The organism is Stenotrophomonas sp. AN71, from assembly GCF_050435725.1.
Classification (GTDB): domain Bacteria; phylum Pseudomonadota; class Gammaproteobacteria; order Xanthomonadales; family Xanthomonadaceae; genus Stenotrophomonas.
This window is the reverse complement of the sequence record NZ_JBNDKU010000004.1, coordinates 63,929-87,963: the sequence shown is the minus strand read 5'-3', so window position 1 is coordinate 87,963 and position 24,035 is coordinate 63,929. Positions and strand designations below refer to the sequence as shown.

The window sequence follows — 24,035 nt, the reverse complement described above, 5'->3', positions numbered from 1 at the left end:
TCGCAACGGGGCGCCCCACCGCCCCGCCAGGAGCTTTCATGAGTGAGAAGAAAGCCTACCCGCTGCGCATCAACGCCGAGGTTCTGGCCGCCGCGCAGCGCTGGGCTGACGATGAGTTGCGCAGCCTCAACGCGCAGATCGAATACGTGCTGCGCGACGCCCTGCGCAAGGCAGGACGCCTGCCGAAACCCAAGCCATCGCCGGAGGACAAGGAATGAGCACGCGTTGGAGTTACCAGACGATCGAAGTGAAGACCACGATGATGGGCGCACTCAAGGCCGAGGACATCCAGAGCGAACTGACCCGCCAGGGTCAGCTCGGCTGGGAACTGGTCAACGTCATCATTCCGGCGCCGATGCGCCCGGCCATGCTGGTCTTCAAGAAGGAGCAGTAGCCATGTCCACGTCGTCCATGTCCACGTCCCGCCGATTGCTCATGCTGGGCCTGACCCTGCTCGCCTGCCCGGCCATCGCCGCCGATCCGCAGCAGGTGGCCAACCGGCTTCTCGATCACCTGCAGGCCGGCCAGACGACCGATGCCGAAGCGATGTTCACCGCGCAGATGGCCGAGGCCGTACCTGCCGAAAAACTCGGCACGCTGTGGAATTCGCTGGGCACGCTGAAGGAGCGCGGCACCGCCCAGGTGAGCACACAACAGGGCCTGCAGCTGGTGGTGGTGCCGCTGCAGTTCTCCAGCGGGGGCGTCGTAGCGCAGGTGGCGGTGGATGCACAGGACAAGGTGGCCGGCTTGATGCTGCGGCCCGCTGCCGCCGAAAAGGCTGCGCCGCCGCCGGCGGATGCCCGCTACAGCGAGGTGGAGTTCAGCGTGCCGCAGGCGCGCGGCGCCCTGCCCGGCACCCTGGCACTGCCCAAGGGCAAAGGCCCCTTCCCTGCGGTCGTGCTGGTGCATGGCTCGGGTCCACAGGACCGCGACGAGACCATCGGCGGCAGCCGCCCGTTCCTGGATGTTGCGCGCGGCCTGGCGGCCCGGGGCATCGCCGTACTGCGCTATGACAAGCGCACCCTCACCCGCCCGCAGGATTTCGCCAACGATCACTTCACCGTCGATGACGAGACCACGCTGGATGCGGTGGCCGCCCTGACCGCAGTCGCTGCCGATCCGCGCATCGACCGCAGCCACGTGTTCGTGATGGGGCACAGCCAGGGCGGCATGCTCGCCCCGCGTATCGCCAGCCGTTGGCCGCAGGCGCGTGGCGCGATCCTGTGGGCCGCGCCAGCGCGCACGCTGCTGGAACTGCTGCCCGAACAGAACCGCTACCTGATGGCACTCGACGGCAGCATCAGCGCACCGGAACAGGCTTTCCTCGATCGCCTCGATGCACAGATCGCAGCGGCCCGCAGTGATGCGCCGGCACCAGCCAGCGAACTGCCACTGGGCGTTCCGCAGTCCTTCTGGAAGAGCGTTGAAGCGGTCAATGCACGCGGCGATGCACAGGCCCTGCACAAGCCCTTGCTGATGCTGCACGGTAGCCGCGACTTCCAGGTGCCCGATGCCGACTGGACACTGTGGCAGAAGGCACTGGCCGGCCGCAGCGACGTGCAGTGGCAGGCCTATCCGGCACTCAACCATATCGGCATTGCCGGCAGCGGCCCCAGCTCGTTGCAGGAATACGCGCACCCGGGCCACGTCGACGCGACGCTGATCGATGACGTAGCCACCTGGATCAAGGCGCAACGATGAGCAGCAGCGACCCGAAGCAGTTCGATGTGGCAGAGAGCTCACCGTTGCGCGTGCTGTGGGTCGTGCTGCCCCTGCTGCTCGCCTTCGGCATCAGCGTCTTTGCGCAGCTGCATACCGCCCGCGCCAACGCGCCGTGGATGGAAGTGACGCTGTCGCCGCCCTGGTTCCGGTTGGGCGGCAGCGCGGCGTGGAGCCTGCTGGTAATCGCCGCGCTCGGCATCGGTCTCAGCGTGGCGTTCTTCCGGCGCCGGGTCGAGTTCGACGGCGCCGTGCTGGACGTCCGCTCGACGATGTACCGGCGACGCGTGCCCGTGGCGCAGCTGCGACTGGAGCAGGCGGAAGTCGTCGATCTCAGCCGCGACCGCCGCTACGCCATCCGCTTCAAGACCAACGGCTACTCGATGCCCGGTTTCCATTCCGGCCACTTCCGCCTGCGCGGTGGCGGCAAGGGCTTTGCCCTGGTCACCGATCGCACGCGGGTGCTGGTATTGCCGGTCGTCGATGGCAGCACGCTGCTGCTCAGCCTGGACCGGCCACAGGCGCTGCTGGATGCCCTGCGCAAGGTGGCCGTGCCGGCGCCGCGGCAGTAAGCTGCGGCGATGCAACGACGCCTGCCCCTGCTGATCAATACCGAGGCCATCGAAGTGTGGCCCGCCGACCTGCTGCGCGCGCGCGGCACTGCCGATGCGCGCCTGCTGGCGCGGGCACAATGGATACTGCGGCGCAAACTTGATGGCCGGTACCTGGCGGCGGTCCTGCCGCTCGGCGTGCACGCCATGGTGCCGCGACTGGCGCGCGAGCCAGGGGTCGAGGAAGCACTGGCGCTGCTCGATGCTCCGCTGGCACGGCCGTTCGGCGCGCCACTGGAAGAACAATGGCTGCCACTGGCCGGACTGCAGCAGCGCCTGCAGCAGCTGGGCCTGGATCCGCAGCGTTATGCCGAAGACAGCGGCCTGCCACTGGAGCCCGAGCCTTGCCTGCTGCATTTCGCGGGCCGTGACCGTTTCGGCCGCCCGCTATGGCTGCGTCGCGTGGCTGCACAGGGCTGGCAACGGATGCGCCGGCACGCTGCCCAGGATGGCATTGCGCTGGACGCGATCTCCGGTTTTCGCAGCCATGCCTACCAGCTGGGCATCTTCGACCGGAAACGGGCGCGCGGCCTGGGCGTGACGGAGATCCTGAAGGTCAATGCCGCACCGGGCTTCAGCGAACACCACAGCGGCCACGCACTGGACATCGGCACCCCCGGTGATGCCCCCGCCGAGGAAACCTTCGAGGCGACCGCGGCATTCGCGTGGCTGCAGGCCCATGCCGGCGAACACGGCTTCCAGTTGAGCTACCCACGCGGCAATCCGCACGGGATCGTCTACGAACCCTGGCACTGGTGCTGGAAACCGGCCAACGGTTGAGCCCCTCGTGGCGGCTGCCTGGAGCAGTCCGCGCATGGACGCGTCCCGGAATTGTTCCGCGTGCGTCCGCCACGGGATGGAACAGAAAATCAAAGGCGAAAGCGGGTCGCTACGCTCGAAGTCGAGCAGGGCTCGACTCTACAGAGGCCGTGCCCGGCGGCTCGCCGCACTGCTCTCAGCGCCGCAACGCATTGATCGCCAGCAACACCCATCCGGCCATCATGCTGGTGCCGCCGATCGGCGCCATCCGCGTCGGCCACTGCCACAGCGCTCCGCCCACCAGGCTGCCGGAGAACAGCACTACGCCCAGCAACAGCACGTACAGCGCCAGGTGCGCGATCGCCCCCTGCGCGCGCGGCCCCAATACCAGCAGCACCGCGCCATGCGCGAACGCATACAGCGCCGCCATGTTCAGATGCTGCTGCGCAAGCAGGTCGGTCACACCGTGCGAGGCGTAGGCAGACAGGCCGATCGAGGCGGCGGCCAGCAATGCGCCCAGGCAGGCCAGCAGCGAGGGCTTACGTGCTCGGCGTTCGAGATTGAACATGACGGCTCCTTGCGCAGCGCTCCAGGGCGGGCGCCGGATGAAAAAAAACGCGCCGCAATGAGCGGCGCGTTTTCGTGTCCAACACTACATGATCAGCCGAGGCTTACTTGACGGCCCAGTAGATGTCGTAGGTCGCTTCCGGGGTGAACGACTTGTCGAGGCCGTCCTTCCAGCTTTCGTACGGACGATCGACAACTTCGTTGCCCGAGGTCACGGCCCAGGCACGCAGGCCGTTGCGCGCAACGTCCAGACCCGCCATGTGACCGGTGTAGGCAGCATGCGCCGAGCGGTGCGGAGCCACGTGCACGTACTTGACCGGAGCGCCGCCGTCGATCTTGACGGTCAGCTCTTCAGCAGTGGCACCTTCAGCACCCTTCTTCTTCACCGGCTGGGCGATATCGAAGGCGTACTTCTCCTGACCGAAGTCGGTGGTGATGATGCGGAACGGACCGGCGGCTTCAAGGCCATTGGCCTCCATCACGCGCTTGATCCACTCCTGGTTGTCCTTGATGGACTTGGTGATGGTGTCCTGACCGCGGTCAACGTTACCGGCGTTGACGACCAGCAGGTCTTCAGCCGGCACTTCCACGATGGCCAGATCGGTCAGCGGGGCTTCCGGGGTGCGGTAGTCAACGTTCGGGACGCTGGCCAGCATGTTCGCGATGCGCGACAGGCCCATCTTGATGTCATCGCCGATCTGGCGGCTGACATACAGACCAGCATAGCGGCCGAACAGGTCGAAGCCGTACTTCACCGAGTAGTCCTGGGTGATCTTGACGTTGCGACCGCCCTTGCCGGTCGGCTCCAGGCTGAAGGTGGTGACCTTGTCGTGACCCTTGGTGGCGTCTTCGATGGCGATCACAACACGCTTGTTCTCTTCGGCTTCGGTGATCTTCCAGGAACCGGTGCCCAGGTCCTTGGAGGTGAAGTCGAGGGTGGCACCGGTACCGGAGGCCGGGCCGGACAGCTTCAGTTCAACGGCGGGATCGCGCAGTACCAGCGGGTTCCAGTCCTTGAAGCGGCGCAGGCTGCTGACCGTGTCGTACACGATCGTCATCTTGCGGTTGGTCTCGATGCTTTCGGTGATGTGACGCTCGCCCGGCAGACAGACGCCAATAATGACGAACAGGCCAGCCACGATCCCCAAGGCGATCAGGAACTCGATAATACGGGTCATTCAGAGAGTCTCCGGGGCCGATCCCACGGCCGGGTTGATTGAAGCGAAGCGCCAATCCTAGCAGGCTTCGCGGGCATTGTTTATCGGGATTGGCGCACCGGTTTCCCTGCCGGCTGCGTATTTGTATGGACAAAGGAATCGAAGGGTACCGCATACCGATACCCGGCAAGTAGGGGGCGTTCCTGGCGAACGCCCCTGTTTGCCGCTCAAGTCTTTGTACCTGAACGATTTTCCTCAGACCAGCTGAAGTTCGAATGCCTTCAACACGGCCCGCGTACGGTCACGCACGCCCAGCTTGGAGAGGATGTTGGACACGTGATTCTTGATGGTGCCCTCGGCCACGCCCAGCGAGTTGGCGATCTCCTTGTTGGAGAAACCGCTGGCCATCAACCGCAGGATTTCGGTCTCGCGGTCGGTCAGCGGGTCCGGACGGTCCAGGCTGACGAACTCGTTGCGCATGTGTTCCAGGCCGGACAACAGGCGCTGGGTCACTGCCGGCTGCACCAGTGAACCCCCATCGGCCACGGTGCGGATCGCACCGACCAGCTGGTCCAGGGTGACGTCCTTGAGCAGGTAGCCCTTGGCACCGGCCTTGAGCCCGGCCAGTACCAGCTGATCGTCATCAAAGGTGGTGAGGATGATGGTGGGCGGCAGCTGCTCCTGACGCGACAGCATCTGCAGTGCCTCCAGCCCGGACATCACCGGCATGCGCATGTCCATCAGCACCACATCGGGGCGGACCTGCGGTATCACCTCGACCGCCTGCCGGCCGTCGCCAGCCTCGGCCACCACCTCGATGCCATCGTCGAGCGCCAACAGGGAGCGGATTCCCTGCCGCACCAGGGTTTGGTCGTCGACCAGGCAGACGCGAATCATCAACGCACTCCTTCAGGAACCTTGGTAAGGGCGGCCACCAGCACCGTTGCCGGCACCGACGCCCGCAGGCGGAAGCCTTCGCCGGGACGGGTCTGGACCTGCAGCTGGCCACCACATTGTTGCAGGCGCTCGCGCATTCCGCGCAAGCCATTGCCCACATTGACCATTTCCGCGCCGACACCGTCGTCGCGGGTCTCCACCACCACCCGGTCGGGGGCTTCACGGTACACCTTGATCCACAGGTGGCGCGCGCCGGCGTGGCGCACCGTGTTGGTGATGATCTCCTGGGTGCAGCGCAGCAGCACGTGAGCCCGCTGCGGGTCCTCGACGTTCAGCGGATCCTCGATGTCCAGCTGGATGTCCAGCGAGGGCACGTTCTCGGTCAGCGGCCGCAGCGCGGCGGCCAGATCGATGGCGCCGGTCTCGCGCAGCTGGCTGACCACTTCGCGCACGTTGCCCAGCAGCAGCTTGGCCAGCGCATGCGAGCGCTTCACGTGCTCCAGTGCCTGGCCTTCGGCCAGGTGACCGGCCACTTCCAGGTTCAGGGTCAGCGCGGTCAGCTGGTGGCCCAGCAGGTCGTGCAGCTCCCGCGAGATGCGGGTGCGCTCGTTGACCCGGGCGCTCTCGGCCAACAGGGCCCGGGTGGCACGCAGTTCCGAGTTCAACCGGCGCTGCTCGTCGCGGGCCTCGGTCTGCTGCCGGGCGACCAGACTGGTCACGAAGATGAACATGGAGAAGCCGCCGTACAGCAGCGACTGCATCACCGCCTCGAACAGCGGGAAGCGCAGCAGCATGTAGTAGACCGGAGCCACCGCCAACTGGCTGACCAGCAGCCACAGCACGCCCAGCCGTATCGACAGCATCCACGGGATCACCCCGGCGGCGACCATCATCAGGATGCTGCCCAGGCCCGAGCCGCTGAGGAAGCTCACCCCCAGCGCCGAGACCGTCAACAGCAACAGCAGGCCGCGGTCCAGCCAGGTGGTGTGGCTGTCGCTGCGCAGCATGCGGGTCAGCCAGTAGTAGGCGGTACCGAAGGACAGGTAGGCGACGAACAACAGGATCGCCCAGCCGCCCATGTCGTTGCGGCTGTGCAGGTTCTCGAACTGCGAATAGGCCAGCGGCAGGCCGACCATGACCCAGGTGAACAGGCCGGCCAGGCGGAGGACGCGTGTATGGCTGAGGACTCCCAACATCCCAGCACTCTACGGTCCGGGCCGGCGTCCTGCACTCCCACGGAAGTCATGCCTGCCCGGTCGCCTGTTCATGCCGCAGCCCACCCCGGGCATGCAATAATCGTGCGCAGGGTCCTTTGATGGACCAACCGCGTTACCCCACGGAGTCACAATGTCGATTGTCATCCGCGACGTGCGCGAGCACGAGCTCGATTCCGTCCTGGCTTTGAACAACAACGCTGGCCTGGCCATCCTTCCCCTGGATGCCGACCGCCTGCGCCTGTTCTATGAAACCGCTGAGTATTTCCGTGTCGCCGAGCGCGACGGCAACCTGGCCGGCTTCCTGATCGGCTTCGGCAGCGACAGCCAGCACGACAGCAGCAATTTCGCCTGGTTCAAGCAGCATCTGGACACCCCGTTCTTCTACATCGACCGCATCGTGGTCGCCAGCCGCCGTCGCGGCGGTGGCGTCGGCCGTGCGTTCTACGCCGATGCGCAGAGCTTTGCCGAGCTGCGCTTCCCGCAGATGACCTGCGAAGTCTTCCTCGACCACGGCGCCGATGCCGCCCTGCTCTTCCACGGCAGCTTCGGCTTCCGCGAGCTGGGCCAGAACACCATGCCGCAGGTCGATGTGCGCGCCAGCATGCTGGCCAAGGAACTGTGCAGCTACCCGTGGGTGCAGGAGACCTACGGCGGCAAGCTGCCGGATGTGGCATGGACGCGCGCGCGGCAGCTGCCGGCGCAGGCACAACGGCCGACGGGGACCTGAGCGTGGCGGTGAATTTCGATTACGAACAGGCCGGTGAACTGAAGATCGGCCAGGTGGGCATCGCCAACCTGCGCATCCGCACCCTTGATGTCGAACGCCTTGTGCAGGAAATGCGCGAGCGCGTGACCCGCGCACCAAAACTGTTCGGCCGCGCGGCGGTGATTCTCGACTTTGGCGGACTGAGCCAGGTGCCCGACGTGGCTACCGCACAGGCGCTGGTCGATGGCCTGCGCAGCGCCGGCGTGCTGCCGGTGGCGCTGGCCTATGGCACCAGCGCGGTCGACCTGCTCTCACAGCAGCTCGGGCTGCCGCTGCTGGCCAAGTTCCGCGCGCAGTACGAGCGGGCCGACGCCGAAGTGGCGCCGCCGCCCGCACCGGAACCGCGTCGCGCGGTGCGGGCCGAGCCGAAGCCGGCCCCGGCCGCGCCGGTGGCCAAGGTGGCCAAGGTGGCCGATGCCGCCGCGCCGCAGCCTGGCCGCATGCAGCTGGGCAACGTGCGCTCGGGCCAGCAGCTGTACGCGGAAAATTGTGACCTGACGGTGATGGCCACCGTCGGCGCCGGTGCCGAAGTGATCGCCGACGGCAGCATCCATATCTACGGCACCCTGCGCGGCCGCGCGCTGGCAGGGGCCCAGGGCAACACCGCGGCACGCATCTTCTGCCGCGATTTCCATGCGGAACTGGTCGCCATTGCGGGCCATTACAAGGTACTGGACGATGTGCCGGACACCCTGCGCGGCAAGGCCGTGCAGGTGTGGCTGGAACAGGACCAGATCAAGATCGCTGCGCTGGACTGACGCAGCACCCAAACAGAATCATCAGGAGAAGTCCTTTGGCTGAAATCATCGTAGTCACCTCCGGCAAGGGCGGCGTCGGCAAGACCACTTCCAGCGCAAGCCTGGCCTGCGGCCTGGCACGGCGCGGCAAGAAGGTGGCGGTGATCGACTTCGACGTCGGCCTGCGCAACCTCGACCTGATCATGGGCTGCGAACGCCGCGTGGTGTACGACTTCGTGAACGTCGTGCATGGCGAAGCCACCCTCAAGCAGGCCCTGATCAAGGACAAGCGCTTCGACAACCTGTACGTGCTGGCGGCCTCGCAGACCCGCGACAAGGATGCGCTGACCCAGGAAGGCGTGGGCAAGGTCCTGAAGGACCTGGCCGCCGACGGCTTCGACTACATCATCTGCGACTCCCCGGCCGGCATCGAGAAGGGCGCCTTCCTGGCGATGTACTTCGCCGACCGCGCCGTGGTGGTGGTGAATCCGGAAGTCTCTTCGGTGCGCGACTCGGACCGCATCATCGGGCTGCTCGATTCGAAGACCCACAAGGCCGAATCCGGCCAGGACGTGCCGGCCTTCCTGCTGCTCACCCGCTACACCCCGGTGCGCGTGGAAAGCGGCGAAATGCTGAGCATCGCCGACGTCGAGGAAGTGCTGGGCCTGAAGGCGATCGGTGTGATCCCCGAATCGGGCGACGTGCTCAATGCCTCCAACAAGGGTGAACCGGTGATCCTGGACGTCGAGTCCGCTGCCGGCCAGGCCTATGACGACGCCGTCGCGCGCATCCTGGGCGAAGAACGTCCGATGCGATTCACCAACGTCGAGAAGAAGGGCTTCTTCAGCAAGCTGTTCGGAGGGTAAGCATGGGCCTGTTTGATTTCCTCAAAGCGAAGAAGACCACCGCCGAAACCGCCAAGAACCGCCTGCAGATCATCATCGCGCAGGAACGCAGCCACCGCGGTGGCCCGGACTACCTGCCGCTGCTGCAGCGCGAACTGCTCGAAGTAATCAAGAAGTACGTGAACATCGACGTCGATGCGGTGAAGGTCGACCTGGTGAAGGATGGCCAGCACGATGTGCTGGACATCTCCGTGGCGCTGCCGGAAGGCCCGGAAAAACCCTGATCTGCCGCCCCGTCCATGCCCGCATGGGCGGGGCTTTCCGACCCGCATGACCGATACCACACCCGAACCGAACGTCACCCGCGTCGGCGATATCGCCTTCGCCGATGCGCAGCGCCTGCTCGCCGCGCATGGCCTGCTGCTGCATCACGTAGGCGCCGGTGAACCGATTCCCGGCAGCTACTGGGGCGAACCGGAAGCCGGCATCATCGCCAGCAATGTCTACGTGCGCGATGACACTCCCGTGCATTCGATGCTGCATGAAGCCTGCCACCTGATCGTGCTGCCACCGGAGCGGCGCGCACAGGTACACACCGATGCCACTGATTCGGTGCCCGAAGAAGACGCCACCTGTTACCTGCAGATCGTGCTGGCCGCGCAGCTGCCCGGCGTCGGCAGTCAGCGGCTGATGGCCGACATGGATGCGTGGGGGTATACGTACCGACTAGGGTCGACGAAAGCGTGGTTCGAGCAGGATGCGGAAGATGCCAAAGCGTGGTTGATCGAGCGCGGGTTGCCGGTGGCGTAAAGCCGCGGGCGCGGTTGGCCATGGGCGCGTGGCGACGCGCCGGTCCTTGCGGCGCCCTTCCTTTCACTCGGCGCGGTTCGAGCAGGATGCGGAAGATGCCAAAGCGTGGTTGATCGAGCGCGGGTTGCCGGTGGCATAGGGCATCGGTAGTGCCGGCCGCTGGCCGGCAACCTCATGAACCGGTGGAGCATCACCGGGTTGCCGGCCAGCGGCCGGCACTACCGGGATCACCCCTGCCCCGCCAACGCACGCAGGGTGATGCCGACGATGTAGGCCAGATAGGTGCCGGTCGCATAGCCCATCGTGCCCAGCAGCACACCGACCGGCGCCAGCGCCGGGTGGAACGCCGCAGCCACCACCGGTGCCGAGGCCGGGCCACCGATGTTCGACTGCGATCCGATGGCGAAGTAGAAGAACGGCACCTTCAGCAGCTTGCCCAGGCACCACAGCAGCGCGATGTGCACGCTGATCCAGATGATGCCCAGCAGGAACAGCCACGGGCGGTCCAGCAGCGCCAGCAGGTCCATCTGCATGCCGATGCAGGCGATCAGGAAATACAGCAGGAGCGAGCCCAGCCGCGAGGCACCGGCACCTTCCAGATTGCGGGCACGGGTGAAGCTCAGGCTCAGGCCCAACGTGGTCGACAGCACCACCACCCACACGAACGGCGCGTCCAGGCTGAACTGCGAGGCCCAGCCGACGTTGGCCTTGAACCATGCCGCCAGCGGTGCACCGATCGCATGCGACAGACCGACGCCGCCGAAGGCCACCGCCACGATCAGCATCAGGTCGGTCAGGCTGGGAATGCGTTCGTGCTCGGCCTGGAAGCGCGCGATTCGCTCCTTCAGTTCGTCGATGGCCGAGGTGTCGGCGCCGCTGCGCGCGTCGATCTTCGCCGCGCGTCCGGCCAGGAAGATCAGCGCGGCCATCCACACGTAACCGACACCGACATCGACCACCGCGAACTGGCCGAAGGTGGTTGCGTTGACGTCGAACACTTCGCGCATCGCCAGCATGTTGGCACCGCCACCGATCCAGCTGCCGGCCAGCGCGGCCATGCCGGCCCAGGTATCACCGGCCACGGTCTCCGGATGCAGCGCACGCATCAGCAGGAACGCCACCACCGCGCCGAGCATGATGCTGGCCGACGCACCCAGGTACATCAGCACCAGCTTCGGGCCCAGCCGCAGGATGCCCTTGATGTCCACCGCCAGGGTCAGCAGGATCAGCGCCGCCGGCAGCAGGATGTCGCGCGCGATCGGGTTGTAGAGCTTGGTGTTCTGGCCATCGATCAGGCCGACGGTGTTATAGATGCCGGGAATCAGGTAGCACAGCAGCAGCGCCGGCACGAAGGTGTAGAAACGCTTCCACAGCCCCTGTTCGCGCGAGGCGGTCCAGAACACGGCACCGAGGGTGGCGGCGATCAAACCGAAGACGACGATGTCGTTCTGGATCATGCAGGTGCTCTGGGTGCGGGGTCGGATCCCTTTCGCCATGCGAAAGGGCTCTGACCCCAGGAACGGACAATGGCGGGGTCGGATCCCTTGCGCTGTGCGGAAGGGATCCGACCCCTCGGCGCTACATCAATTGCCGATGTGCTGCTTCAGCCAGGCATTGACGGTGTCGTGCCACAGGATGCTGTTGTTCGGCTTCAGCACCCAATGGTTCTCGTCCGGGAAGTACAGGAACTTCGACTCGATGCCCTGGCGTTGAGCGGCCGTGAACGCGGCCAGGCCCTGCTCGACCGGGATGCGGAAGTCCTGCTGGCCGTGGATGACCAGGATCGGCTTCTTCCAGTCCGCCACGTGGTTGACCGGATTGAACTTCTCGTAGTTCGCCGCCTTCTGGTACGGGGTACCGCCCTGCTCCCACTCGGTGAACCACAGTTCCTCGGTGGCGTAGCCCATCATGCGCTGGTCGAACACACCGTCATGGTTCACCAGGCACTTGAACGGGCTGTTCCAGTTGCCGGCGATCCAGTTGACCATGAAGCCGCCGTAGCTGGCGCCCAGCGCACAGGCCTTGTCGCCGTTGAGGAAGGAGTACTTCTTCAGCGCCGCGTCCCAGCCCTTCTGCAGATCTTCCAGCGGGCGGTCGCCCCAGTGCTGGCTGATCGCATCGGTGAACGCCTGCCCGTAGCCGGTGGAACCGTGGAAGTCGATCATCACCACCGCGTAGCCCTGGCCCGCATAGGTCTGCGGGTTCCAGCGGTAGCTCCAGCCGTTGCCGAAGCTGCCCTGCGGGCCGCCGTGGATCAGGAACGCGACCGGATAGGACTTGCCTTCCTGGTAGTTGTGCGGCTTGACCACGTAGCCGTGCACGGTGTCATTGTTCCAGCCCTTGAACTCGAACTGCTCGTAGTCACCGAAGGACACGTCCTTCAGCACATCGCCAGCGGCCGGGGTCAGCGCGCGCAGTTCGCCGATCGCTTCGCCAGCGGCCGGCAGCAGGCCAACCAGCACCTGGTCGTTGCTCTTCAGGCTGTTGCGGGTGATCGCCACGCTGTTGCCCGCCACGTCCACTGCGGTGACGCTGCCATCGCCGATCAGCTTGGTGGCCTTGCCGCTGGCCACGTCGATCTGGAACAGCGGGTGCTCGCCGAGGTCATCAGCAGTGGTGTAGATGCTGGCGCCGTCGGCGGACAGGGTGATGCCACCGGCCGAACGATCCCACTGCGGGGCGATCTCGCGGGTCTTGCCACTGGCCAGGTCCATCGCCATCAGGCCGAAACGGTCGGCCTCGAAGCCCGGGCGCTTCATCGCACGGTAGAACAGGGTCTTGCCGTCGGCGCTGAACACCGGGCCGGCATCCCAGGCCGGGTTGGACGCGGTCAGGTTGACCGGTGGCTGCTTGCCGGCCGCGTCGAAGCGGTACAGGTCGAAGTTGGTCGACCACGGTTCCTGCTTGCCGGCCACGCGGATGCTGGCGACCACGCTGGCGCCATCCGGCGACCACGCAAAATCATCATTGCCGCCGAACGGCTTGGACGGCGCATCACCATCGATGGTCGCGCTCAGCGCCGAAGCGCCCTTGACCGCGCCGGCCTTGGCTGCCGGTAGCGGGGCCACGAACAGGGTGTTGCGGCGGCCGTCGTTCCAGGTATCCCAGTGGCGCACGAACAGCGAATCGAAGACCTTGCCGCTGGCCTTGGCGCCGGCGACGTCCTTGAGCTTCTTTTCGGTGCAGGCCAGGTCCGAGGCACACGCCTGGAACACGCCGGCGCTGAACAGCACGCGGTCGTCCTGCGGCGACACGTGGTAGCTGTCCACGTCCACGGCGAAATCGGTCAGCTGGCGCGGCGTACCACCGCTGATCGGCTGCGCGTACAGCTGCTGGCTGCCGCCCTTGGCGCTGAGGAAGTACACGGTCTGGCCATCGGCCGACAGCGAAGCGGAATTGACGTTCCAGCCGGCCGGGGTGATCTGCTTCGGCGGGGCGGCGTCGCGGGTGCGCAGGTTGCGCGCGAACAATGCGGTGGAGGCCTTCAGGGTGGCATCGACGCTGCGCTTGGCGAACACTACGGTGCCGCCATCCGTGGTCAGTACCGGCGCGGAGACCCGGTCCATGGCCACCATGTCGCGGACCTCGAGGCCGCGGGCGGCGGCAACGCTGGGCAGGGCAGCCAGCAGGCTCAATGGCAGCAGGGCATGACGCAGTTTCATCGGGAGTCTCCGCAGGACGGCAAAAAACCGATGGTAGGCCCGTGTGGGCAGGGCTGCCAAGGCCATCGGTCATGGCTACGGGCGAGCAATCGCCAGAAACAGCAAACCGCGCCGAAGCGCGGTTTGTCGGAGGTCGGGGTCGGATCCGATTCCATGGGAATCGGCTCTGACCCCAGACGCTGCCAGCATGGGGTCAGAGCCCTTCCCTGCGGGAAGGGATCCGACCCCGTGGGCGTCACGCCACGGCGCGCTTGCCGGTGCGGTAGATCAACCAGCCGACCAGGAACAGCACGGCCAGGCCGATCCACTGCGCGGCCGGCAGGTGGAACGGCACGGCCAGCACGTCGGCACGGCTGCTGACCACGATCGGCACGGCGATGGCGATGCCCATCAATGCTTCACCGGTGATCAGGCCGGCGGCGAACAGCACGCCCGGCTTGTGCACGCGGTCGCGGCCCTCTTCGTCATCGGCGCGCACCTTGTGGAAGCGCTCCACCAGGTAGGCGATCAGGCCACCGAGGAAGATCGGCACCATCAGTTCCAGCGGCAGGTAGATACCGATGGCAGCAGCCAGCACCGGCACGCGGAAGCGGGCGTTGCGCGACTTCAGCCAGCTGTCGAAGGCGATGATGGCGGCACCGACCACGGCACCGATGCCGATGAAGGTCCACGGCAGTTCGCCACCGAACAGGCCCTTGGCGACCGAGGCCATCAGGTTGGCCTGCGGTGCAGCCAGCGCGTTCGGATGCAGATCGGACTTGACGCCGATACCGTAGGCGGTGGCCAGCAGGTTCAGCACCGGGGCCATGATCAGCGCACACGAGAACGCGCCGATGCCCAGCATCAGCTGCTGCTTCCACGGGGTGGCACCGACGATGTAACCGGCCTTGAGGTCCTGAAGGTTGTCGCCACCGACAGCGGCGGCACAGCACACCACCGCACCGATCATGATCGCGGCCACCGCCCCCAACGGCGCGCCGAAGGCACCCACCGGCTGCAGGCCGTCCTTGCCCAGCAGCAGCACCAGCACCGCCGAGGCGAACAGGATGGTGGAGATGGTGATGCCCGAGACCGGGTTGTTGGACGAACCGATCAGGCCGGCCAGATAGGCCGAGACCGAGACGAACAGGAAGCCGGCGACGATCATGATGAGGGTCATCGGGATCGACACGTGCCACTGGCCAACGATGGCCTGGTACAGCGCCAGCAGCGGCAGGGTGAACACCACCAGCGCCACCAGCATCCACTTCATCGGCAGATCGCGCTCGGTGTGCGCCAGCGCCGGGCCACTGCTCTTGCGCGCGGCGGCAAAGCCACTCTTGACGCCGTTCAGCAGCGACTTGCGCAGCGAGATCAGCGTCCAGATGCCGCCGATCAGCATGGCGCCCACGCCCAGGTAGCGCATCTTCGCGCCCCAGATGGCGAAGGCCGCCTCGGTGGACGAGGCGGTGGCGATCGAGGCCGCCAGGCCCGGATCGGTGTTCATGAAGAACGCCTGGTAGATCGGAATGGCGATGTGCCAGGTCAGGATCGAGCCGGACACCACCACGATGCCGACGTTGAGGCCGACGATGTAGCCCACGCCCAGCAACGCCGGCGACAGGTTGGTGCCGATGAAGGCGGTGACCTTGGAGCTGCCGACATAGGCCGAGGTGGCCCAGGCATCGGGAATCAGGCGCATGCCGCTTTCCGCGGCCAGCTTCACGAACGCACCGATGACCGCCGACAGACCGAGGATCTTCAGGCCCGGGCCGGGGTTTTCACCGGCCTTGAGCACTTCGGCCGCGGCCTTGCCTTCCGGGAACGGCAGCGGGTCTTCAACGATCATCGAACGGCGCAGCGGCACCGAGAACAGCACGCCCAGCAGGCCACCGAGGCCGGCGATGCCCAGCACCCACCAGTACTTGAAGTCCGGCCAGTAGCCCATGATCACCAGCGCGGGGATGGTGAAGATGACGCCAGCGGCGATCGACGAGCCGGCCGAGGCGCCGGTCTGCACGATGTTGTTTTCAAGGATGGAGCCACCGCCCAGCAGGCGCAGCACGCCCATGGAAATCACCGCGGCGGGAATGGCGGTGGCGATGGTCAGGCCTGCGAACAGACCGAGGTAGGCGTTTGCGGCCGACAGCACCACCGCCAGCACGATGGCCAGGACCACCGCGCGGAAAGTGAGCTGCTTGGGCGCAGCGTCATGGTTCATGAAAGCCCCTGCTGGCAAAAAATCCCCGTCACGCTAGCGTTCAGGGGGCGGCAAGTCCAGTGCGGTTGGTCACCGCCGTCCAAGGCCTGCCCCCCGCTCCAGCCGGTACGGCAACGCCAACCGGCCGATCCAGCAAAGCCAGGCAACATCGGCCGCAAAAAAGGGGACGGAGGGGATTAAGTCGCATTTGTCATAAGCGCAGTGATGTCCCCCATCCCCTTCTATAATCGCGCCCTTTCCGCAGTCCCCGCCGTCGATGACCGTTGCCGCTACCGCCTCCGACGACTTCCTGGGCCACCCCAAGGGCGTCTACGTCTGCTTCTTCACCGAAATGTGGGAGCGCTTCTCCTTCTACGGCATGAAGGCGCTGCTGTTGCTGTACCTGACCAAGTACCACCTGTTCGGCGACAAGGCAGGCTTGGACCTGCTCGGCGCCTACGGCGGCCTGGTGTACTGCATCCCGGTGTTCGGCGGCATGCTGGCCGACCGTTGGCTGGGCATGCGCCGGGCGGTGCTGTTCGGCGGCATCCTGCTGGTGCTGGGCCATCTGGGCATGGCCTTCGAGGGCCATGCGGCCTACCGGGTCAACGGTGAAGTGGTGCGCGATACCTCGGCGCTGGCGGTGACCTACCTGTCGCTGGCGTTGATCATCATGGGCGTGGGCTTCCTGAAGCCGAACATCTCCACCATCGTCGGCAAGCTTTATCCCAAGGACGATCCGCGCCGCGATTCGGGCTTCTCGCTGTTCTACGCCGGCATCAACCTGGGCGCGTTGTTCTCCTCGCTGGTGTGTGGCTTCCTCGGTGAGGCCTATGGCTGGAAGTATGGTTTCGGCGCCGCTGGCATCGGCATGCTGGCCGGCCTGGCGATGTTCCTGTGGGGCCAGAAGTACCTGCAGGGCCATGCCGAACCGCCGCAGCCGGCCGCGCTGAAGCAGAAGGTGCTGGGCCTGCCGCGCGAATGGCTCATCTATCTGTGCGCGGTGCTCGGTGTGCTGCCGGTGGCGTGGCTGATGTGGGCAGCCGGCAACGGCGCGTTCGCGCTGGGCGGTGAAATCAGCCTGGCGCTGATGCTGATGCTGGTGGTGCTGGGCGGCGTGCTGGTCTGGTTCGCCTGGTTCACCGGTACCAAATGCACGCCGGTGCAGCGCCAGCAGATGATCGCGCTGATGGTGCTGATCTTCATGGCGCTGGTGTTCTTCACGATGTACGAGCAGTCCTACGGTTCGTGGGTGACCTTCACCGACCGCCTGCTGACCAAGGACATCGTGCCCTCGCTGGTGATCACCAATGGCACGCCCTTGCCGTGGTCGATCATCTCGCTGTTGCTGGCACCGCTGGGTTTCGTGGTCAGCGCGCGGCTGTCCGAACGCCGCCCGGATTCGGCCGCGCCGCGTGCGTTCTTCGCCGCCATCGTCGTACTGATGCTGGTGCTGCTGGTGCGCGACTGCCTGGTGATCCCGCAGACCGCCGGTTCGCTGACCTACCTCGGCGGCCTGTTCCTGGTGCTGCTGGCACCGGCCTTTGCCGCACTGTGGACGTGGATGGACCGCCGTGGCTGGGAACCGGGCAAGCCGGTGAAGTCGGCCTGGGGCCTGGTGATCGGTGCGCTGTCGTTCGTGCCGCTGGCGTTGGCCGCACAGCAGGTCGGCGCTACCGGCGAGATGGCCAGCGTGTGGTGGCTGGTACTGGCCTACTTCCTGCTGGCCAGCGGCGAGATGTGCCTGTCGCCGGTCGGCCTGTCGGCGGTGACCCAGCTGGCCGTGCCACGGGTGATGAGCCTGATGATGGGCACCTGGTTCCTGGCCACCGCCTTCTCGGAAACGCTGGCCGCGCTGTTCGGCAAACTGGCCGCGATCGAGGTACCCGAGGGCGAAGCGCTGGACATGGTGGCCGCGGCCGGTGCCTACGCGCATCTGTTCTGGCTGCTGATGTGGATCGGCCTGGGCTGCGCCCTGCTAGCCTTCATCGCCGCGCCACTGCTGAAGCGGATGATGCACGGGGTGAAGTAAGCCCCGGCATCATTGCCAGCCGCCACGCATGGCTTCGGCCATCTGCAGCCGCATGCTCTGGATTTTGTCGCGGGTATGTTCGTCCAGGGCTGAAGGATCGATGTTGTCCACGCGCAGCACCTCCGGCAGGAACCGGCTGATGTTGGTCGGCTTGCCCCATTCGTCCACCACCGGCATCGGCAGCAGCGCACGCGCCTGCAGCGCCGCGTGCGCGCCGACGGGCAGTTCCCAGCGCTGGGCGTCCGCGCTCCAGTGCAGGCTGGTGAAACCGGCCAGGGTGGTACTGCCGTCGCTGCCGATGGACGCGCGCAACGCACCCAGCACCTGCCGGTAGTGCTGTTCCAGCACATCCTCTGGAAGGGACGCTGCCATCGGAGGTACCGCAATTGCGTCCAGCGCCGGCACCGTGCACTGAACCTCGATGCGTGCACGCTGACCCTCTTCGTCGATGAGGTGTGCCTGCGCGGGCCGGCACCGCAACGGATGCGCCGCGGCAGTGGCAACATAGGCATCCACATCGCTGCGCAGTGACGCCCGCAGCGGCGGCGGGATCCACAGCAGGATCTGCGTGACCAGCTCCTGCGGGACGGGTTGTTCAAGCGTCTGTGCGCTGAAATCGGCGAACATGGCCTCCTGCATATCCGCTTCCGCCGGTCGCGCCGAGTCCATCGAGGGAAGGCGCATCAGCCTGTCCACAACGGTCCCATCCTCGAACCATCGCCGGCCATCAGCGGACGAAGCAAGCTGCAGCTCGCCACCGCTCGCTGCCGGCCAGCGTCGGTCGCGTTGCATCGCCGCTTCGAGTGCGGTGATCAGTTCGCCTGCTGCCGGCCGCTGCCCCTCCTTCAGCAGTTCCATCGTGGCACGCGCAAGTACCCTATGCGCCGATACGTAGGAGGTGATGCAGCGGTACTGGACGTCGAAGATCCTGGCGTCGGCCGCTGAAGGACCGTCCTCGAACCACTCGATTGCCGACTGTTGCGAGCGTGCATCCGCAGACAGTTCCTGGATCTGGTGCAACCCACAGCGCGATGCGCCCGCCAACGCGGCCTGCGCCATCAGGTGCCGGGCCCGCGCGCCATCGGCCTTGGACATGCCCGCCGCGGAAAGGGCATCGATCCAGCTATCGGTCATCGCGGTGCCCAGGGCCAGCATGCGGATCATCGCCCTGACCTCTACCTCCGACCCTACCGGCGGATCCGGCTGTTGGCCCGTCAACCAACGATGCAGCTGCAGCCCCTCCTCGTGGACCGCGCCCGTGCTGAGCAGCGACCGCGCGACCTCATCGGCCTCGTAGCGTTCGACCACCTGGGCATGCACTTCAGCGACCGAGAAGCCGAAGCAGGCAAGCAGCAGCATTCCGTAGCGGGCAAACAGAAGGGCGCATCGATCAGGAAGGGCCATGGCAGCAGCGTGTGGGGAAAGCGCGATGATCCCCACCCAACGGGCCCGCAGGCCATGCAATTTGTTTCAAAGACGGTCCGCGCCGCCATCGGCCTCGCCGCCTGCGGGGGATTGCGCCCCCGCAGGCGGGTCACTCACGGCGCCTTGTCCTTGCCGGCCGCAGGTGCGGCCGATGCGGTCTTTCCGCCCAGGCTGCGCGACAGGAACGCCAACAGCTTGCCGTAGTACTCGCTGCGGTGGGCCTCGGTATAGAAGCCATGACCCTCGGTCTTGTAATACAGGCTTTCCACCGGCGTGCCAGCGCGCTTGAGCGCCGCTTCCATGCGTTCGGTGTGCTGGATCGGAGCGCGCTTGTCCTCGCCACCGGCGGCGAGGAACACCGGCACCTTGATCTGCTCGGCCAGGTTCACCGGCGAGACCGCACCCAGCTTGGCCGGGTCACCGAGCCACTCGCGCAGGTAGGTCACGCCTGAACCACGGTCCTGGATATCGCCGCGGGTGTACATCATCGGCAGGTCGTAGACGCCGACATAGCCGGCCGCGCACTGGTACAGCCCCGGCTCGCGCGCGGCACCCATCATGGCCGAGTAGGCCCCGTAGCTGGCGCCATAGATGCAGATCCGGCGGCCATCGGCGATGCCCTCGCTGATCGCCCAGCGGGTGGCATCGGTGACGTCATCCTGCATCGCCGCGCCCCACTGCTGCGCGCCGGCCTGGGTGTGTGCCCGTCCGTAGTTGCCCGAACCACGGAAATTGACCTGCAGCACAGCGTAGCCGGCTGCGGCGAGCATCTGCGTTTCGCTGTCGTACTGGCCGGAATCGAAAATGTCGAACGGCCCGCCATGCGGCATCACCACCATGGGCAGGTTGCGCCCGTCGCTGCCCGCCGGCAGCGTCAGGAACCCATGCAGCGGCAGCCCGTCACGGGCTTTCAGCGTAATCGGCTTGACGCTGGCGCTGCGTCGCGCATCGATCCAGTCACTGCGGCTGATCAGGTGGTCGGCCTTGCGTGCCACCGTGTCGTACACGTAGAAGTCGCCGGGATTGACGCCCGACCAGGTTTCCACCAGCACCACACGGCCATCGCGGGTGCTGGAGGTGATGTAGACCGCGCTGTCGAAAGCTGCCTCCAGGCTGCGGTACAGGCGCGCATCCGCCGACGTTTCGTCGAAGAAGCGCGTTCGCGGCTTGTCGCCGAGGTACAACGCGCCCACCGGCACATGGGTGCCCGGGCGACGGATGATCCGGTACGGATTGACCACGTCGTCGCGCAGCAGCGTCGCACGTTCGCCGGTCTGCGGATTCCAGCTGACGATCGCATCGGGGCCCTGCGGCTGTTCCACCTGCAGGTAGGCCAGGCCATCATCGGCGGAGAAGCCCAACGCGGTTTCGATGCGCTTGCTGACCGCCTCATCGTTGATCAGCTTCCAGCTGTCGCCGGTACGCTCGCGGAAGTACAGCTTGTTGATGTTGTCGCTGCCGGAACCATGCACGAAACGGACCTCGCCGGCCCCGTCGGTGGTGAACTCGCCGCGCCGAACGGGCGAGGCCGCCACCCGCGTACGATGGCCGCTGGATACGTCCATGCGGTCGACACGGGTATACGGGTCTTCAGCCAGGGGCCACACGGTGACCAGCACGTTGCGCTCGTCGCCCGGCAGGTCGTCGGCCAGGAACGCGGCCACCGCTTCGACCTTCTTCGGCTGGATGCGGGTGCCCGGCCCATTGCTCTCCACCCGGTAGCCGACCAGAAGTTCGCCACGGTTTCCGTTGGCATCGATGGCGTAGAGCTCGCCGGTGGGGCTGGGCTGGTCGAGCGAGCCCCACTTCTGGGACAGGCCGATCAGCAGGCGCTCGTTGCTGACCCAGTCGAATTCCTGCGCATGGTTGCGGTTGGGTGGCCGGAAACTGCCCACCATCTGCTGGTCTTTCAGCCGCAGCACCGCAATCGCGGTGGTGTCCTCCAACGGCACCGTCGCGGCGACGTACTCGCCCCCCGGCGATATCTTGATGTCGGTAAACGTCTCGCGACGCAGATACTGCGTCAGGTCCACCGCCCCTGCGCTGCCTGCGGCAACGCCCCCGATGACGGCCAATGCGGCCGCCAGAATCGTCCTCTGCATCCTTCCCCCTGCTCCTGTGGACACCTTGTCCTGGTGGGCGATTCTAGGCAGAGCCGCGCGCTTCCCGCCAGAGTCGGAAAAGACGACGGCACCGTTGCCGGTGCCGTCGTTGCCACTACCTTGGAGAGAGAGTCAGGACGTGGGTTCGGGGGGCGTGCGCCGGGTCAGTGGACCCCGCGCACCGCCAACATGAGGGCCAGAAGGCTGAGGATCACGGCGATGGTGCCGTCCAGCACGCGCCAGGTGCTGGGCTTGGTGAACAGCGGCGCCAGCAGGCGTGCACCAAGACCCTGCGCGGTCAGCCACAGGCAGCTTGCGGTGACCACACCAGCGGCGAAAGCCATGCGGGCGTTGCCGAAGTTCTCGGCAATCGAGCCGATCACCATCATGTCCAGCCAGAAGTGCGGATTGATCAGCGAGAAGCCGACGGCTGCGATCAGCACTGCACGACGGCTGCCATCATCGCTGTCGGCCTCGCCCATGCCACCACCACCGGCGATCGCACGGCGCGCCGACTTCATCGCGTACCAGGCCAGGAACGCGACGCCGGTCCACAGCACGGCCGTGGTCAGCCACGGCAGCGCCGTGGTGAGCGTGCGCAGGCCGGCCACGCTGGCGAAGATGAAGATCGCATCGATGGCCGCGCAGGTGGCGACCACGGGCACGATGTGCTTGCGCAGGATGCCCTGGCGCAGAATGAAGGCGCTCTGGGCCCCGACCACGGCGAACAGGCCGATGCCGGTGGCTGCACCAGAGAACCAGGCACCGAGGCCGGTGCTGGCGGAGATGACCGAGAACATGGGATTCACTGCCTTGTATTGCTTGGGGGGACGGTGCCTCGCGAAGGCGGACAGCACCGGAACGGGCGCCATTGTCGCGCCGCAACATGAAAAAGACGAGCTAAACTTCCTAAACCAACATTAGCGGAACTTAATTCGATGCGTATCGACCATGCCCAGCTGCGTGCCCTTGCCGCGGTGATCCGCGAAGGCAGCTTCGACCGCGCCGCACAGTCGCTGAATGTCACGCCCTCGGCCATCTCGCAACGGGTCAAGGCACTGGAGGACCGCATCGGCCGCCTGCTGGTCAAGCGCGGCACGCCCGCCACTGCCACGGCCGAGGGTCAGCTGCTGGTGCAGCTGGCCGAGCAGACCGCGCTGCTCGAACACGATGCACTGCACCGGATGGGCCTGGCCGACGAGGATCTGCCACAGGCCAGCATCCCGGTAGCGGTGAACCATGACAGCCTGGAAACCTGGTTCCCGCAGGCCGCCTCGCAGTTCGCGCAGACCACCGGCACCACCCTGGACCTGCGCGTGGAGGACCAGGACCACACCGTGGAGCTGCTGCGCCAGGGCACGGTACTGGGCGCGGTGACCACGCTGGACGAGCCGGTGCAGGGCTGCCAGATCCACGCACTGGGCAGCATCCGCTACGCCGCGACCTGTACGCCGGAGTTCCGCGAGCGCCATTTCGCCAAGGGTGTGACCGCGCAGGCGCTGGCACAGGCGCCGGTGCTGGTGTTCAACCGCAAGGACGACATGCAGTCGCGCTTTGCCCGGCGCATGGCCGGCGATGACCTCCCCAGCACCGCCCCGACCTGGTGGATTCCCTCCACCCGTGCCTTCGTGCAGGCCAATCTGGGCGGCATGGGCTGGACCATGAACCCGCTGCCCCTGGTCAAACGGCATCTGGACGCCGGCCGCCTTGTCTACGTGCGCCAGCGCGCGTGGGAAGACGTGCCGCTGTACTGGCAGCACTGGAAGGGCGACGTGCAGACCATGGCCCTGCTGACCCGCGCGGTGCTGGACGCCTCCTCGGCGCTGATCCGGCGCAAGCGCTGAAAAAGGGACGGAGGGGATTAAGTCGTTCAAGGCCCAAACGACATTCGTGGCAAAGACGACTTAATCCCCTCCGTCCCCTTTTTGCTCTGGGCGGTCTGCACGCCGCGTCCATGCGCGATGCGGATACTGGCGGGCCCGCTACTGCAAGGAAGCCCTGCATGCCCGTGTTCGTGCGCGATGCCCGCCCCGACGATGCCGCCGCTTGCATCGACCTGCGCGGGCGCACCCGCGAGAACGCCTTCAGCGCCGCGCAGTTGGCGGTGCTTGGCATCACCGAAGAAAGCTGGGCGGCGGGCATCGTGCAGGGCGATTCGATCGGCCGCATCGCCTGGGAGGGCGAGCGCATGGCCGGCTACTGCTTCGCCGACCGTGGCAGCGGCGAGGTGCTGGTGCTGGCCCTGCTGCCGGACTACGAGGGTCGCGGTATCGGCCGCCAGCTGCTGCAGGAGGTGGTCAGCCTCACCCGCGATGCGGGGCATCGGCGCCTGTTTCTGTCCTGCTCGGCCGATCCGCGTTCGCGTTCGCATGGCTTCTACCGTCGCCTGGGCTGGCGCCCGACCGGGGAGATCGACGAGGCCGGGGATGAGATTCTTGAGTTGGTCTGATTGAAGGCGTCGCCAGGCATGGCCTGGCGCTACTGGGGCCGAGGTCGCCGGCATTCCCCGGCGCTATCGCAGCGTTGCGGTCGACAACCGGATGCTGCGTT

The 24,035-nt window shown here is 66.4% G+C and carries 23 protein-coding genes; 13 read left to right on the top strand and 10 right to left on the bottom strand.

Annotated elements, in window-relative coordinates; genetic code table 11:
- Positions 1–38: 38 nt before the first annotated feature.
- The 5 genes from ABH900_RS08330 to ABH900_RS08310 are packed head-to-tail and all read left to right on the top strand — an operon-like array spanning position 39 to position 3,110.
- Complete coding sequence (locus ABH900_RS08330; protein WP_005412615.1) at positions 39–218, top strand: hypothetical protein; 180 nt, start codon at positions 39–41, stop codon at positions 216–218.
- Positions 215–394, top strand: coding sequence for a DUF4177 domain-containing protein (locus tag ABH900_RS08325; RefSeq protein WP_429622423.1), 180 nt, complete (start codon positions 215–217; stop codon positions 392–394). Before ABH900_RS08330 ends, ABH900_RS08325 begins: the two co-directional genes overlap by 4 nt.
- Before the next feature lie 2 nt (positions 395–396).
- Complete coding sequence (locus ABH900_RS08320) at positions 397–1,701, top strand: alpha/beta fold hydrolase (RefSeq protein WP_429622422.1); 1,305 nt, start codon at positions 397–399, stop codon at positions 1,699–1,701.
- Positions 1,698–2,291, top strand: coding sequence for a PH domain-containing protein (locus ABH900_RS08315; RefSeq protein WP_429622421.1), 594 nt, complete (start codon positions 1,698–1,700; stop codon positions 2,289–2,291). Before ABH900_RS08320 ends, ABH900_RS08315 begins: the two co-directional genes overlap by 4 nt.
- Before the next feature lie 9 nt (positions 2,292–2,300).
- Entirely contained in the window at positions 2,301–3,110 is an 810-nt protein-coding gene (locus ABH900_RS08310) for a M15 family metallopeptidase (protein WP_429622420.1), read from the top strand.
- 175 nt (positions 3,111–3,285) lie between these two features.
- Here the strand turns inward: ABH900_RS08310 and ABH900_RS08305 are convergent, their stop codons facing one another.
- From ABH900_RS08305 to ABH900_RS08290, 4 genes are all read right to left on the bottom strand, one after another.
- Positions 3,286–3,657 carry a DUF423 domain-containing protein gene (locus tag ABH900_RS08305; protein WP_429622419.1) on the bottom strand — a complete coding sequence of 124 codons (372 nt, stop codon included), beginning with the start codon at positions 3,655–3,657 and terminating at the stop codon, positions 3,286–3,288.
- A 103-nt stretch (positions 3,658–3,760) separates the two neighbouring features.
- Complete coding sequence (locus ABH900_RS08300; RefSeq protein ID WP_429622418.1) at positions 3,761–4,834, bottom strand: SRPBCC family protein; 1,074 nt, start codon at positions 4,832–4,834, stop codon at positions 3,761–3,763.
- Between the two features lie 234 nt (positions 4,835–5,068).
- Positions 5,069–5,710, bottom strand: coding sequence for a response regulator (locus ABH900_RS08295; RefSeq protein WP_429622417.1), 642 nt, complete (start codon positions 5,708–5,710; stop codon positions 5,069–5,071).
- Positions 5,710–6,906: a sensor histidine kinase gene (locus ABH900_RS08290; RefSeq protein WP_429622416.1), complete on the bottom strand. Its 1,197-nt coding sequence runs from the start codon at positions 6,904–6,906 to the stop codon at positions 5,710–5,712. Before ABH900_RS08290 ends, ABH900_RS08295 begins: the two co-directional genes overlap by 1 nt.
- A gap of 151 nt (positions 6,907–7,057) precedes the next feature.
- On the opposite strand from ABH900_RS08290, the gene ABH900_RS08285 reads away from it, so the two are divergent.
- The 5 genes from ABH900_RS08285 to ABH900_RS08265 are packed head-to-tail and all read left to right on the top strand — an operon-like array spanning position 7,058 to position 10,085.
- Positions 7,058–7,654 carry a GNAT family N-acetyltransferase gene (locus ABH900_RS08285; protein ID WP_429622415.1) on the top strand — a complete coding sequence of 199 codons (597 nt, stop codon included), beginning with the start codon at positions 7,058–7,060 and terminating at the stop codon, positions 7,652–7,654.
- Positions 7,600–8,451: a septum site-determining protein MinC gene (minC, locus tag ABH900_RS08280; protein ID WP_429622414.1), complete on the top strand. Its 852-nt coding sequence runs from the start codon at positions 7,600–7,602 to the stop codon at positions 8,449–8,451. Before ABH900_RS08285 ends, minC begins: the two co-directional genes overlap by 55 nt.
- A gap of 35 nt (positions 8,452–8,486) precedes the next feature.
- Complete coding sequence (minD, locus tag ABH900_RS08275; RefSeq protein WP_004148075.1) at positions 8,487–9,296, top strand: septum site-determining protein MinD; 810 nt, start codon at positions 8,487–8,489, stop codon at positions 9,294–9,296.
- Between the two features lie 2 nt (positions 9,297–9,298).
- The gene (minE, locus tag ABH900_RS08270) at positions 9,299–9,559 is read left to right on the top strand and encodes a cell division topological specificity factor MinE (protein ID WP_053516176.1); all 261 of its coding nucleotides are present in this window, start codon (positions 9,299–9,301) and stop codon (positions 9,557–9,559) included.
- Between the two features lie 46 nt (positions 9,560–9,605).
- A complete protein-coding gene (locus tag ABH900_RS08265) occupies positions 9,606–10,085 on the top strand; it encodes a hypothetical protein (RefSeq protein WP_429622413.1) in 480 nt (159 codons plus the stop codon).
- Between the two features lie 227 nt (positions 10,086–10,312).
- Here ABH900_RS08265 and ABH900_RS08260 read toward each other — a convergent pair whose 3' ends face one another.
- From ABH900_RS08260 to ABH900_RS08250, 3 genes are all read right to left on the bottom strand, one after another.
- The gene (locus ABH900_RS08260; RefSeq protein ID WP_429622412.1) at positions 10,313–11,542 is read right to left on the bottom strand and encodes a DUF819 domain-containing protein; all 1,230 of its coding nucleotides are present in this window, start codon (positions 11,540–11,542) and stop codon (positions 10,313–10,315) included.
- Between the two features lie 126 nt (positions 11,543–11,668).
- The gene (locus ABH900_RS08255; RefSeq protein WP_429622411.1) at positions 11,669–13,747 is read right to left on the bottom strand and encodes a prolyl oligopeptidase family serine peptidase; all 2,079 of its coding nucleotides are present in this window, start codon (positions 13,745–13,747) and stop codon (positions 11,669–11,671) included.
- 235 nt (positions 13,748–13,982) lie between these two features.
- Positions 13,983–15,947, bottom strand: coding sequence for an OPT family oligopeptide transporter (locus ABH900_RS08250; protein WP_429622410.1), 1,965 nt, complete (start codon positions 15,945–15,947; stop codon positions 13,983–13,985).
- Positions 15,948–16,203: 256 nt separating this feature from the next.
- Between ABH900_RS08250 and ABH900_RS08245 the strand changes: the two genes are divergently transcribed.
- Positions 16,204–17,958: a peptide MFS transporter gene (locus ABH900_RS08245; RefSeq protein WP_429622409.1), complete on the top strand. Its 1,755-nt coding sequence runs from the start codon at positions 16,204–16,206 to the stop codon at positions 17,956–17,958.
- 9 nt (positions 17,959–17,967) lie between these two features.
- Here ABH900_RS08245 and ABH900_RS08240 read toward each other — a convergent pair whose 3' ends face one another.
- From ABH900_RS08240 to ABH900_RS08230, 3 genes are all read right to left on the bottom strand, one after another.
- Positions 17,968–19,317 (bottom strand): hypothetical protein, encoded by a 1,350-nt coding sequence (locus tag ABH900_RS08240; protein ID WP_429622407.1) that lies wholly within the window; start codon positions 19,315–19,317, stop codon positions 17,968–17,970.
- Positions 19,318–19,496: 179 nt separating this feature from the next.
- A complete protein-coding gene (locus ABH900_RS08235) occupies positions 19,497–21,485 on the bottom strand; it encodes an alpha/beta hydrolase family protein (RefSeq protein ID WP_429622405.1) in 1,989 nt (662 codons plus the stop codon).
- Positions 21,486–21,649: 164 nt separating this feature from the next.
- A complete protein-coding gene (locus ABH900_RS08230) occupies positions 21,650–22,285 on the bottom strand; it encodes a LysE/ArgO family amino acid transporter (RefSeq protein WP_429622404.1) in 636 nt (211 codons plus the stop codon).
- A gap of 138 nt (positions 22,286–22,423) precedes the next feature.
- On the opposite strand from ABH900_RS08230, the gene ABH900_RS08225 reads away from it, so the two are divergent.
- Together ABH900_RS08225 and ABH900_RS08220 are read left to right on the top strand one after the other, a co-directional pair.
- The gene (locus ABH900_RS08225; RefSeq protein ID WP_429622403.1) at positions 22,424–23,329 is read left to right on the top strand and encodes a LysR family transcriptional regulator ArgP; all 906 of its coding nucleotides are present in this window, start codon (positions 22,424–22,426) and stop codon (positions 23,327–23,329) included.
- A 158-nt stretch (positions 23,330–23,487) separates the two neighbouring features.
- Positions 23,488–23,934, top strand: coding sequence for an N-acetyltransferase family protein (locus ABH900_RS08220; RefSeq protein ID WP_429622402.1), 447 nt, complete (start codon positions 23,488–23,490; stop codon positions 23,932–23,934).
- Positions 23,935–24,035: the final 101 nt, after the last annotated feature.